General features: G+C 35.8%; 11 protein-coding genes. 2 read left to right on the plus strand and 9 right to left on the minus strand.

Features of this window, described 5'->3' with window-relative positions; genetic code table 11:
• Position 1: 1 nt before the first annotated feature.
• From OTK00_RS06700 to mtaB, 8 genes are all read right to left on the minus strand, one after another.
• On the minus strand, positions 2–805 hold the full coding sequence (locus tag OTK00_RS06700; protein WP_045169581.1) for a TlyA family RNA methyltransferase: 804 nt from the start codon (positions 803–805) through the stop codon (positions 2–4).
• Entirely contained in the window at positions 802–2,655 is a 1,854-nt protein-coding gene (gene dxs, locus OTK00_RS06705; protein WP_082054632.1) for a 1-deoxy-D-xylulose-5-phosphate synthase, read from the minus strand. Before dxs ends, OTK00_RS06700 begins: the two co-directional genes overlap by 4 nt.
• Positions 2,656–2,669: 14 nt before the next feature.
• A complete protein-coding gene (locus tag OTK00_RS06710) occupies positions 2,670–3,164 on the minus strand; it encodes a hypothetical protein (RefSeq protein ID WP_268760740.1) in 495 nt (164 codons plus the stop codon).
• A gap of 794 nt (positions 3,165–3,958) precedes the next feature.
• Positions 3,959–4,405 carry a divergent PAP2 family protein gene (locus OTK00_RS06715; RefSeq protein ID WP_045169583.1) on the minus strand — a complete coding sequence of 149 codons (447 nt, stop codon included), beginning with the start codon at positions 4,403–4,405 and terminating at the stop codon, positions 3,959–3,961.
• A gap of 6 nt (positions 4,406–4,411) precedes the next feature.
• Positions 4,412–6,556, minus strand: a complete 2,145-nt coding sequence (locus tag OTK00_RS06720) for an ATP-dependent helicase (RefSeq protein WP_045169584.1) — start codon at positions 6,554–6,556, stop codon at positions 4,412–4,414.
• 5 nt (positions 6,557–6,561) lie between these two features.
• Entirely contained in the window at positions 6,562–8,937 is a 2,376-nt protein-coding gene (gene pheT / locus OTK00_RS06725; RefSeq protein WP_045169586.1) for a phenylalanine--tRNA ligase subunit beta, read from the minus strand.
• A gap of 34 nt (positions 8,938–8,971) precedes the next feature.
• On the minus strand, positions 8,972–9,994 hold the full coding sequence (pheS, locus tag OTK00_RS06730; RefSeq protein ID WP_045169587.1) for a phenylalanine--tRNA ligase subunit alpha: 1,023 nt from the start codon (positions 9,992–9,994) through the stop codon (positions 8,972–8,974).
• A 17-nt stretch (positions 9,995–10,011) separates the two neighbouring features.
• The gene (mtaB, locus tag OTK00_RS06735; RefSeq protein WP_045169588.1) at positions 10,012–11,316 is read right to left on the minus strand and encodes a tRNA (N(6)-L-threonylcarbamoyladenosine(37)-C(2))-methylthiotransferase MtaB; all 1,305 of its coding nucleotides are present in this window, start codon (positions 11,314–11,316) and stop codon (positions 10,012–10,014) included.
• A 227-nt stretch (positions 11,317–11,543) separates the two neighbouring features.
• Between mtaB and OTK00_RS06740 the strand changes: the two genes are divergently transcribed.
• Positions 11,544–11,774, plus strand: a complete 231-nt coding sequence (locus tag OTK00_RS06740) for an HPr family phosphocarrier protein (protein ID WP_045164678.1) — start codon at positions 11,544–11,546, stop codon at positions 11,772–11,774.
• A 364-nt stretch (positions 11,775–12,138) separates the two neighbouring features.
• Here the strand turns inward: OTK00_RS06740 and aroC are convergent, their stop codons facing one another.
• Positions 12,139–13,284, minus strand: a complete 1,146-nt coding sequence (gene aroC, locus OTK00_RS06745) for a chorismate synthase (RefSeq protein ID WP_045169589.1) — start codon at positions 13,282–13,284, stop codon at positions 12,139–12,141.
• Positions 13,285–13,389: 105 nt separating this feature from the next.
• Here aroC and OTK00_RS06750 point away from each other — a divergent pair, with 105 nt between their 5' ends.
• Complete coding sequence (locus tag OTK00_RS06750) at positions 13,390–13,677, plus strand: hypothetical protein (RefSeq protein ID WP_268760741.1); 288 nt, start codon at positions 13,390–13,392, stop codon at positions 13,675–13,677.
• The last annotated feature ends 33 nt before the right edge of the window (positions 13,678–13,710 follow it).

Raw genomic sequence — 13,710 nt, forward strand, 5'->3', positions numbered from 1 at the left:
TTCAGTTTGCTAACTCTTCAAACGCTCTGTTGACAATCTCCTGAATATCATTATTTTTCAAAACGTTCTGGGGTAATTCTTCATATCCAATGTAAAGTAAATACTCAATGTTACCTTCTGGTCCTTTTATAGGAGAGTGCGTCAAACCTTTTATACCAAGACCCAAAGAAAAATAACAATTAACCACTTTTCTAATTACATTTACATGGGTCTGTTTTGATCTCACAACCCCTTTTTTACCAACCTCCTCTCTTCCAGCTTCAAACTGGGGCTTTATCAATAAAATTCCTTCGGTACCTTCTGTCATGAATTCTTTTATTTTATTCGCTATAAGCGTCAGTGAAATAAATGAAACATCACACACAACAATGTCAATTTCATCCGGTATTTTCTCCCTCTCAAAATACCTGAAGTTTGTCCTTTCAAAATTTATAACTCTGGGGTCTTCTCTTAATTTCCATGCAAGTTGACCATAACCAACATCAACACAGTATACTTTTTTTGCACCATGCTGCAAAAGACAATCTGTAAATCCACCGGTCGAGGCACCTATATCTAATGCAATCTTATTAGTAACGTCTATCTTAAAAAAATTTATTGCTTTCTCAAGTTTTAAACCCCCCCTGCTCACATACCTCAGAGGTTCTTTCACCTCAATTTGAGCATCACAATCAATCAACTCTCCTGCCTTCTCAACTTTTTGGTTATTTACATACACATTCCCACTCAAGATAAGTGCTTTTGCTTTTTCACGAGACTGTGCAAGCCCTTTTTCGACAAGCAAAATATCCACCCTTTTTTTCAATTTTTTATCAACTCCATAATTACATTTTTCAAACTTTTTCTATCCAATCCTAATAAAGAATAGAGCTCTCCAACAGTCCCATGCTGAACAAACCTATCAGGAAGACCAATATGTTTTATCAGATTTGAACTATTTTTTTCAGCAACAATACTTTTTATCTTTTCTCCAAGACCACCAACAATAGTATTGTCCTCAACAATCAGAATTTTTTTGTGCGTTTTTACTATTGCTTCTATAAGTTCAATATCCAGAGGTTTTAAGAATCTTACATTTATCAATGTTATATCTAAATTGTTTTCACGAATAATATCATATAATATTGAAACATGTCTTCCAACAGCAAAAACAGCCAAATCTTTGCCCTGTGTTAAAATTTCAGCTTTTCCAAACATAATTGGATTATAAATACCAACAACCTTTGCTGTCCCTCTTGGATATCTTATTGCAACAGGTCCTCTGTCATACACTGCTGCAAATTCCAGCATCATCTCAAACTCTTTTATATCTTTTGGAGCAATCACAGTTAGATTGGGTATCAGTGTAAGATAAGATATATCAAAGCTGCCATGATGAGTTTCCCCATCTTCACCAACAAGCCCTGCCCTGTCTACACAGAATACCACGTTCAAATTTTGTATACACACATCATGAATTATCTGATCAAATGCACGTTGCAGAAAGGTAGAATATATTGCAACAAACGGCTTTAAACCCTCTTTGGCAAGTGCTGCAGCAAATGTCACGGCATGCTCTTCTGCAATCCCAACATCAAAAAACCTTTCAGGATATATCTGCGCAAATCGACTCAAACCAGTTCCATCAGGCATGGCAGCTGTTATTGCAACAATTTTTCTGTTATTCTTTGCAAGTTTGCAAAGCTTATCTCCTAACACCTCGGAAAAACTTTTTGAATTTATGTCTATTAAATGATTACCGGTCTCTATGTCAAATGGCGGAACACCATGATACTTTTCAGGAAATTTTTCTGCATGTTCATAACCTCTACCTTTTTGAGTCACAACATGCACCAATACAGGCTTTGTTATATTTTTAACATTCTCAAATACCTCACACATTTTCTTTATATCATGTCCATCAATAGGTCCATAGTATTCAAAGCCAAGTGCTTCGAAAAGTGTACCAGGAAAAAGTATATATTTAAGACCACCCTTTAGCTTTCTTATTAAATCATAAAGCCTTTCTCCTATCAATGGTATATTGGTAACAAATCTATCAGCCATCTTTTTCAATTTAAAATATTTGGGGCGGGTTCTAACCTGCGACAAATACTTAGCAATTGCACCAACATTCTTTGAAATCGACATCTCATTGTCATTCAATATTACAAGAAGTTTTCCATTATATCTTCCCGCATTGTTCAGCCCCTCATAGGCAAGTCCACCTGTTAAAGCACCGTCTCCTATTACAGCAATTACATTGTAATCTTTATTATTCAAATCACGTGCAATGGCAAACCCAAGCGCCACCGAAATAGAAGTAGAACTGTGTCCTGTGTCAAACGAGTCATAGTCACTTTCTTTCGACTTTGGAAAGCCGCTCAAACCGCCAAACTTTCGCAAAGTAGAAAACTTTTCTTTTCTTCCAGTTAGAATCTTATACACATAACACTGGTGACCCACATCCCACACAATCTTGTCGTGCGGGGGATTGAACGTATAAAGCAGTGCCAATGTCAACTCTACAACTCCTAAATTTGCTGCCAAGTGTCCACCGGTGTTAGCTATATTATACAATAAAAACTCTCTGATTTCTTCAGATAAAACGTATAACTCTGAGAGACTGAGCTTTTTTATGTCTTCAGGGTAGTTTACCTTCTCTAATATACCCAAACCCTCTCACTTCCCTATATCTTCATAAATAAACTGAGAATTTTTCCGGTTACTTTAACTATATCATGGCTTTTTTTAATTGCAAAATATTTTCCTATTGCTTTACCTGAAATGGTCATCGCAGCAACAGTTGCTGTTAAAAATAAAGATAAAAATACAATATCCACATGAATATTTCTCTTTGATATATAGAAAACTATACTCGCTGAGAGTGAACCACTCAGTATTCCACATATGTCCCCTATTACATCGTTACAGATTGAAGAAACTCTACTTGCATTTTTAATAAGCCATATACTGCTTTTTGCCCCTCTTACCTTTTTAGCTGCCATCGCATGAAAAGGAACCTCATCTGCTGCAGCAGTTGCTATTCCTATTATATCAAATAAAATTCCTATTAGCATTATCAGCAGCAAAAGTATAAATGATATTGTAAGTGGTAGTTTTGCCGACACAATACTCGAAATGTAATTTAAAGAGGCTGATAACAAATAAGATAATATAAACAAAAAAACAACCCATTTGAAATAGTTTGATTTCCTGTTTTGTGATTTTTTATTCCCCATTTTCCCTCTCCAGGTATCTTACAATAATTTTCATTTCATCTCTTTCAAACCATACAAATTTATGGGATAGGGTGATTTTACGAAGGGTAAATTTTGCGGCTTAAGGTCTGGTAGGATTTCCCCCAAACTTACCTCCCGTCGCCAGGAGGCGGTTTCCCTTTAAAAGTTTGGGTGTGCGGTTGCCCAGCACACAACCAGATCGCCACTTAGTCCGCACTTTAATCCCCTTCGTAAAGCCGAAGAATCGGCACAGCCTAGGAGCTTTCCTCGACAGAGGGCCTGCTTTCTAGCCTCTTTTGCGAAATAGATTTCAGGCCTCAAGACTCTTCTAAAAACGGGCCCTATTTTTAGAAGAGCCAGAAATTCAGCCATCCGTCTATTTCGCTCAAGGCAGGCTACACTACCCCAAGCACATCTGCTCATCATAGATGTACCTGGCGGTAGGTTTTACTAACGCACAAAAAGCAATTAAAAAAGCTTCCTGTGCGTTAGCCTCCGCGGGAAAAGGGTTCCATCCTGCATGCCATTGCAGGACTCCCTTATCCCTTACTCCCAGCTTCAACCCCTGACTGGGCGTCAGAAGCCGAAACCAGGAACTTCATCGGTGTGCCCTTTGGCGGATTTTTAGGCCCGCCTTCGAAAGCAGCCACTCTGACTAGGATACTGCATCACCCTATCCCATTTTACTTCTTTATTCAATTTACAAATTAATATTATATCATAGCTTATTTTCAGTTTCAAACCAGCAATGTGGCAAGTACAATCCCAAGGAGTGCTCCAACAAATACCTCCGTTGGTTTGTGCCCTATCAATTCTTTCAATTTATACTGTGGCTTGTAGTGTGGAAAAAAATATATCTCAATCAACTCATTCAACGTCTGTGCCTGTTTACCCGCCTCTCTTCTCACACCTGCCGCATCGTACATAACAATTAATGTAAATGTCAGTGAAATGGCAAAATTTGTTGAGTTAAACCCATCAATGAGCCCTACAGCTGTTGAAAGTCCGCATGCAAATGCTGAATGTGAGCTTGGCATTCCACCCGAGCTAATAAATTTTTTAAAATCAAGCTTTTTTGTTATGCCAAAAGTTATTATTATTTTTAAAAACTGAGCTACAAACCAACTAATTACACTCACTTGCAAAGCCTTGTTTGTGATTATCTCATATATAACCTGTTTCATCTTCCCTCAACCAATCTTTCTGAGATTTGCATATGACAAAAGCAATCTCTTTTGACCATAATTTTCAAACTCTATTAATACCTCATTTAAGTCCTCTGACAAAGATAATACCTTCCCAATACCAAATCTGTTGTGCTGAATTATATCGCCAACAGCCAAAGAATCTTTTGTAACACTTTGCTGATTTTCATTAAAACTCATATCAGAAAAATTTATTTTCCTCAGCGGTGTATAAACCTGCTGAATATAATTTGCAGGAATTTCATCAAGAAAACACGACCTCTGTCTTGATGAAAATCTACCAAAAACTCTTCTGTTGTTTGCATAAGTCAACACCAAAAACTTCTTTGCCCTTGTTATTGCAACATAACAAAGTCTTCTTTCTTCTTCAAGTTCTTCCTTCATCCCATTTATGTCCTCTGCTCTCAAAAGAGGAAACAGTCCTTCTTCAAGTCCGGTTAAGAATACAACATCAAACTCAAGCCCCTTTGCTGCATGAATGGTCATCAACAAAACCCTGTCTTCTTTTTGAGCTTCATCTTCTTCAAAGCTCAGAGTAATAGAATTTAAAAAGTTCTGCAGGCTTTTGTCTTCATTTTCTTCTTCGAATACAGCGGCCGCACTGATTAGCTGTTCCAGATTCTTTACCCTCTGGAAATCCTCTTCGTTCTTGCTTGAAAGTAGAGTTTCCATATATTTTGTTTTATCCAGAACAAGCTTTATTACCTCAACCACAGATTTTGAATCAGCTTCAGCCCTGATATCTTCTAAAAGAAAAATAAATTCATTTAACTTGAGATATGTTCGTCTGTCAAACTCCATAGCTCCTCTTTCTTTTAATAAGCTGTAAGCAGATATTCCATACTCATCACTTAAAACCTTTATTTTCTCAACTGTGCCTGGACCTATTCCTCTTTTGGGAACATTTATTATTCTGAACAAACTCAAATTGTCATGCGGATTGGTCACAAGCCTCAAATATGCAATTATATCCTTTATCTCTTTCCTTTCAAAAAACCTTAAACTTCCCACAACCTTATAAGGTATAGCGTGAGACGAAAGAGCATTCTCAAAGTTTAACGATTGAGCGTTTGTTCTATAAAGAATCCCTATTTCAGATGGTTTAACTCCACTTTGAATAAGATTTTTTATCGACATTGATACAAAATTTGCCTCATCAATTTCATCAAATGCTGTATAAAGATAAATTTTTTCACCTTCGTTATTTTCTGTCCAGAGTTTTTTTTCTTTTCGGGAAGTATTATTTTTAATAACTTCATTGGCGACAGACAAGATTGTCTTGGTAGAACGGTAATTTCTTTCAAGCTTTATCACTTTTGCATCACTGAACACATTTTCAAACTCTAAAATATTTCTTACATTTGCTCCTCTGAAGCTATAAATACTCTGATCATCATCTCCCACAACACAGATATTTCTATGTTTTTGTGCAAGCAAATAAATTAACTTAAATTGTGCATCATTTGTATCTTGATATTCATCAACCAAGATATATTTAAACTTTTGCTGGTATCTTTCCAAGATATCCGGGTTTGTTCTAAAAAGAGTTATTGTATGGTAAATAAGATCGTCAAAGTCAAGCGCGTTATATTCTTTTAAAAGTTTGTTATAGAGCCTGTAAATTTCAACAATCCGTGGATCTACATCTCCCATCTTATGGGTATCTGATGGAGATATTAGCATGTTCTTGAAATTACTGATCTGTCTTGACACATACCTGAGTTCAAGTCTGTCCTGGTCTATATTTAGCTTTTCAAAACACTCTTTTAATAACTGATGTCTATCCTGCATATCAAATATTACAAAATTGTTTGAAAATCCTATGCTATGTGCTTCCATTCTAAGTATCCTTGCGCACGCAGAGTGAAAAGTGGATATCCACATCTCTGAGAAAGACTCTATGCCTACAAGTTTTTTTATACGTTCTTTCATTTCATCTGCTGCTTTGTTAGTAAATGTTATAGCCAGTATATTACCTGGTTTTGCCAATCCCATATTCAATATATATGCAATTCTGTATGTTATTACTCTTGTCTTCCCTGAACCTGCTCCTGCCAATACTAAAAGCGGTCCTTCTGTAGAAAGAACCGCCTCTAACTGTTGCTGGTTTAATTCCTTCAGCCATTCCATTTTATCTACTGCTCCCTCAGAACAATATTGTATTTTTTCAAATCATCCAGGATTCTCTCTTGAATGATCAGAATATCATCATCCGACAAAGTCTTTTCCTTTGACCTGAACACTGCTTTGTATGCATAGCTTTTAAACCCTTCTTTGATTTGTTGACCTTTATACACATCAAACAGATAAAACTCTTCCAAAATTTCTGATGCATACTTTTTGAATATTTCTTCAATTACCCTGCTCTCAATTTCATCGGGTACCAAAAATGCATAGTCTCTTTCAACCGCAGGATACTTGGGAAGAGGCGTATATTTCTTATCCTTCTTTTCAACTTCTAAAAGCGCGTCAATATACACCTCAGCAAATATTGCTCTTGTTTGAATATCAAACTTTTCCAGAATATCAGGATGTACCTCACCAATATATCCTATTAATATATCTTTTGATACAATTTTAGCTGATCTTGTTGGATGCAAATTCAAATTCGCATGATCAGAGGAAAATTCTATATCTTTAATCCTTAGCATATCAAAAAGGTTCTCCAGGATTCCTTTTACAAAATAAAAATCCTGCCCTGCGTTGCCCAAAGCTAATACAAGTTTCTCTTCTGGAAGTTTGTCAGCAGATTTTTTGAAAACAGGTGCAATTTCAAATATCTTAATATCCTTTATATTCCGTGAAAGATTTAAATAAAGAGTTTTAAGAATAGAACTCAAAAGCTGCATTCTCATGATGGAAAAATCCTCGCCAAGAGGATTTAAAATTTTAACTGCATCATCCAATTTGTATCCTTTCAAGATTTCATATATTTTGGGTGATTCAAATGAATAAGAATAAACCTCATAATAACCACTGTTTGCAAGAAAACTTCTGATATCACTTACCATCTTCTGCTTTTGAGTAAGACCTGAAGAAATTGCATTTCCCATATAAACCCTTGAAGGAATTTTATCATAACCATAGATTCTTATTACCTCTTCAGATATATCAGCCATATCTGCTATATCAACTCTAAAGGGCGGAACCACAAAAACTCCCTTTTCCTTATCGTAAGAAATTTCCAGTCTATTTAGAATATCTATAATTTCATCCTGTGGAATACTCACTCCAAGCAACCTTTCTGTATAGGAAAAGTCAGCTTTTACTGTTACTTGCTGCTGAATATCCAAATAAGTGTCTATAGCTCCTTTTACAACCTCGCCTGCACCTATTTGTTCAATTAGAGCACATGCTCGTTGGATTGCAACCTCTGCAAAATAAGGACTCAGGCCTTTTTCAAACCTATTTGAAGCTTCTGTTCTGAGCCCCAAATATCTCGAGGTTCTTCGTACCATTGCAGGATTGAATGTGGCAGCTTCAAGGAGTACTGTAGTGGTATTTTGGTCAACCTCTGTGTCCAAGCCACCCATTACACCAGCTACTGCAATTGCCCTGTCTTCATCTGCAATAACTATATCCACTGTCCTCAGTGTCCTTTTTACACCGTCAAGAGTGGTAATCTCTTCACCATCTTTTGCAAGCCTTACAAATACACTTCTTCCATGAATTTTACTTAGATCAAATGCATGAAGAGGCTGCCCTATCTCAAGCATAACATAGTTTGTAACATCGACAATATTATTTATTGGTCGAATACCACAGGCAACAAGCCTCTTTCTAAGCCACTGTGGAGATGGTCCAATTTTGACATTCTTTATAACTTTACCTATATATCTTTTGCAGATATTTCTGTTTTGAATTTCAATTTTATCAAGATAATTCTCAATTTTATCTTCAGTCTCATTATAGGTTATGCTTGGAAATTTCAAATCTGTCTTCAAAACTGCTGCAATCTCCCTTGCCAAACCCACAATGCTCAAGCAATCAGGTCTATTGGAGGTTATTTCAAAGTCTATGATAATATCATCTATCCCCAAGGCTTTTTTGATGTCAGTACCAAGTTTTTCATCATCCATACCCTCAAGAATAAAAATACCACTTTCATCTGCATAAGGAAACTCAGCACTTGTTAGCCCCAGTTCATATAAGGAGCAAAGCATACCTTCTGAAACAACACCCTTGAATTCCATTTTGTTAATCTCTTTGCCATTTGCAATGGTTGCGCCAATTTTTGCAACAGGAACAAAAGCACCCCTGTAAACATTTTTAGCCGCCGTGATAATTGTCAAAACTTCATCTTTTATATCAACCCTGCAAACAGACAGGTTAGGGTTTTCTGGGTGCGAAGATATTTCTATTATTTTCCCTACAACTACATTCCTAACAGAATCAAGTCTTTTCTCATAACCTTCAACTTTTGTTCCGGTCATTGTGAGATTTTCAACAAGTTTATCTACTTCGCAGTTTATATCCACAAGACTTTTCAGCCACTCAAGAGATACCTTCAAAACTCTTCACTCCTTTTGTAAACTTTTTATGCTTTTATCTAAATTGTCTCAAAAACCTAAGGTCATTCTCATAAAAGAGTCTAATATCTTCAATTTCATATTTCAAAAGAGCTATTCTTTCAACACCCATACCAAATGCAAACCCGGTGTATTCATCCGGGTCAATCCCACAGTTTGCTAAAACCTTCCTGTGCACCATCCCTGCCCCCAATATCTCAATCCATCCTTCTCCTTTGCATGTCCTGCAACCCTTTCCACCACAGAAGATACATGATATATCAACCTCAGCAGAAGGCTCTGTAAATGGAAAATGATGTGGTCTAAATCTTATTCGTGTTTGTTCACCAAAAAATCTCTTTGCAAAGACTTCAAGTGTCCCTTTCAAGTCAGCCATTGTAACCCCTTTATCAACAAAAAGCCCCTCTATTTGATGAAATATAGGTGAGTGTGTTGCATCAACCTCATCGGACCTGTAAACCCTTCCAGGAGAAATTATTTTGATCGGAGGCTTCTTGCTTTTCATAACTCGAATTTGAACAGGTGAGGTATGTGTCCTTAGCAAAACATCATCTGAAATATAAAAAGTATCCTGAGTATCACGGGCTGGATGGTCAGCAGGGATATTCAAAGCTTCAAAATTGTAATAATCAAGCTCTACTTCAGGTCCTTCGGCAATCTCATATCCCATATTCAAAAATATTTCACTTATATCTTTCTGCACCTGAGATAGTATGTGAATTGATCCTATTTCCACTCTTTTCCCGGGAATTGTAACATCAATTCTCTCTCTCTGTATTCTCCTTTGTTTTTCTTCTTCTTCGAATTTTACTCTCAAATGTTCTATTTGTTCTTCAATAAAGTCTTTCAATTCATTCAATTCTTTTCCAGCCTGTGCTCTCTTGTCGGGTGGAAGGCTGGAAAGCTCCTTTAACATATTCTTGACAATACCTTTTTTCCCTAAATATCTAACCTGAAATTCTTCAAGCTCTTTTAAATTCTTAACGTTTTCCATCTCATTCATACACTGAGCCTTTAAATTGGAAAGATCAAAGTTCAAATCAAACACCACCTTTTTCAAATTATTATCTTACCTATAACATACTCATCAAAAACCTGCGTTACCTTAACTTTGTAGATTTCATTTAGCTTAATCGAGTCCTTTTTAGGAACAAGCGTGCGAATATAGTTGCCTGAGTATCCTTCAATATACCCTTCAATGCTTGAACTTTCTTCTACTAATACATCCAGTATTTTCCCCTCAAACCTTTTGTGAAAATTCAACGAAAGTTGCTTGGCTATGCTTTTTAAAATCTCACTTCTCTTATCTTTTTCTTGACTGCTCACTTGATCTGGCATATCATATGCCTTTGTACCTTTCTTCGGAGAAAATCTAAAAACATGAATTCTTGAAAATCCTATCTCCTGCACAAATTTTACTGTAATGTCAAAATCCTCATCACTCTCTCCTGGAAAGCCAACAATAATATCTGTTGTAAAACCAACATCTTCCCAATAATTTCTCACTGTATTTACAATTTTTCTGTACTCCTCAGTTGTATAATGCCTGTTCATCAGTCTCAAAATTTTATCGCTCCCGCTCTGAAGAGACAGATGCAGATGATGGCATAGCTTCTCTATATTTACCAGTCTTCTTATAAAATCCTCTTTCATAACAATTGGCTCAAGTGAGCTCAGTCGAATTCTTTTTACTTTTTCGATCTTACTAATTTCTTCCACTACGTCAAGAAGTGTAATCTTATAATCCAAATCCTTACCGTATGCAGATATATTGATACCTGTGATTACAAATTCTTTATAGCCATTTGATGCAAGCCTTTCTACTTCTTCTAAAATGGAATCCAGACTCCTGCTGACAACAGAACCTCTTGCATATGGAATTATACAGTAAGAACAAAACTGTTCGCAACCCTCTTCTATTTTTATAAACGCTCTTGTTCTTTCACTAAATCCAGATACTTTTAACTCTTCAAAAATATCTCTTTTGTATTCATTGTTCACATCCACAATCTTCTTCTTTTTCCTTAAATATTCAGTTACATATTCTAAAATTTTTTCCCTGTTTCTTGTACCAACAACTATATCAACTCCATCAATCTTTTGAACTTCCTGCGGATAGACCTGCGGATAACAACCCATAACCACTACTATACTGTCTGGGGAGATTTTTTTGGCTCGTTTTATTGCCTGCCTGGATTTTCTATCACTAATATTTGTGACTGTGCACGTGTTTATAACGTAGATATCTGCCTGTTTATCAAAGTCTACTATCTCATAGCCAGCTTTTTTAAACCCTTCAGCAATTGCCTGTGTTTCGTATTGGTTTACCTTGCACCCAAGTGTATAAAAAGCTACTTTCAATGTATAGCTTTCACCTCCATATTTAACTTATATTATAATATTTAACTCACAACAAATAAAGAGTCTCTGTTATCTTTCAGTATTTTTCACGAAAGTCGAAATAGATTGTTAGTTTTTAATGAAAAATGGGTATAGAAAATGTGTAAGAGGATTATTGATTTGCGCTTCAAAAATATGTATGATAATAAATGTGAGTCTTATTTTAGCTTTGAAGGGAGGAATTTAAAATGAAAACAGTAACAGTAAGACTAAACACAATCGATGCTGTTAAGAATTTTGTGAACATTGTAAGCAAATATCCATTTGACATTGACTTAACATCCGGCAGGTATGTGGTTGATGCAAAGTCAATTATGGGTATTTTCAGCCTTGACCTCAGCAAACCCATTAAGGTAGAAATCCATTCGGACAATTGCGAGGACCTTCTGAAAGAACTTGAACCGTTTATGGAAAAGTAAAAATAAATTTAGCGTGGACTTGTTGCCACGCTAAATTTATTTCTTTATTATTTTCTTTTTTTAAAGAATTTTTTGAGTATATCAAAGAATGTATTTTTATGAAATTCTTGCAGAATGGCAATGGGAGAATATTAAAATTAATAAATATTAAAATTAATATCTGTCTTAATAACTTCAGCCTCTTAAATATAAGCTAAGCACCTTATTTTGTTCTTCAAAATTTTGCTATATTATTAGGTAGACCAACTTATTTATTTTTATTTTTTGTAATAAATAGCTTGACCAACCTGAACATTTATAAAATTACTCCCCCCAACAATTCTACTCTGAATCTTAAGTAGATATGAGTAAGCTTTCATTGTTTTCATTCTTTATACAATCTTTTGTAATTATCTACCATAACATCCAACGAATCGCCTGACAGGCGCTCAATCAAACTGTTTGCCAATACATAGGCAACAGCTGCTCTCATCACAACACTTCCGGCCGGCACAGCACAGGTATCAGACCTTTCAACTGCTGCTTCTTTTTCTTTTAAATCTTGTAAATCCACACTTCTAAGGGGCTTATACAATGTTGGAATTGGTTTGAAGGCTGCTCTTATTACAATATCCATACCATTCGAAATTCCACCTTCAATACCACCTGCATTGTTTGTCTTCCTATAAAAGCCTTTTTGTTCATCGAAAAAGATTTCATCATGTACTTCACTGCCAAATCTTCTTGCTGCTTCAAAACCCATTCCAATCTCAACACCCTTTACAGACTGGATGCTCATGACAGCCTGAGCAATAAGTCCATCAAGTTTCCTATCCCAGTGTACATGACTTCCAAGCCCAAAAGGTACATTTTTGCAAATTACTTCAGCAACACCTCCAACACTGTCCCCCGCTTTCTTTGCTGTTTCTATTACTTTTTTCATATCATTTTCAACCTCTCTGTCAATACAAAAAAGTTCTGAATCCTGTGCTTTTTCAAATAAACCTATATCATCAAAACTGTACTCTTTTCTTATTCTAACCCCACCTATCTCAATAACATGATTGTAAAGCTTTATTTCAAACACTCTTAAAAGCTCTTCACATAAAGCTCCTATCGCAACTCTCATAGCAGTCTCACGTGCACTTGCCCTCTCTAAAACCGGCCTTGCATCATCAAACCCGTATTTAAGACACCCCGGCAAGTCAGCATGACCAGGTCGAGGTATTGTGACTTTTTTGACCTCTGTGTCACACGAAATTGGATCCATGTATTGTTGCCAATTTACATAGTCTTTGTTTTCTATCATTATTGTAATAGGTGCACCTGTTGTGTACGAGTTTCTCACACCTGACAGAATTATGGCCCTGTCTTTTTCAATCTCCATCCTTTTACCTCTACCATACCCTCGCTGGCGAAGTTCTAACAGCCTATTAATATTCTCAATATTTATTTTCACATTTGCAGGGAATCCTTCGAGAATTCCTATTAGACACTTTCCGTGTGTTTCGCCTGCATCCAAAAATCTCATTTTTTTCACCTCGAGAAAAAATAATTTTACTTTTCTGCAAAAAAAGAATTTGCAATAAATATAATATTAAATGAACACAGTTTTTCAGAAAAAGCAATCTTTACAATGAGAAGAAAATTATTAAGCTCAATTTTTGTTATATCAGTTATTTACATTATTCTCACTATCTTTGTTATGAAAAGCTCAAATCAGCATATATATGTCTATCATGAACCTTCACTGTTGAAAACAAATTTTGGACAATCCAAATATTTTTCAATCGTCGGACATCTCAAGGTAAGCCTTGAAAAGGTAACAAAAGAAAAATACTTTATAACCTATTCCCAGGTTGCAGGAAATCAAAGCTATTTTGGTTTAACACTTATCATTGAAGACTTAGCAAAAAAATATTGATAAATCGGAATTTGAATATATCTACATTCAAGA

Origin of the sequence: Caldicellulosiruptor morganii, from assembly GCF_026810225.1 — a bacterium.
GTDB lineage: Bacteria > Bacillota > Thermoanaerobacteria > Caldicellulosiruptorales > Caldicellulosiruptoraceae > Caldicellulosiruptor > Caldicellulosiruptor morganii.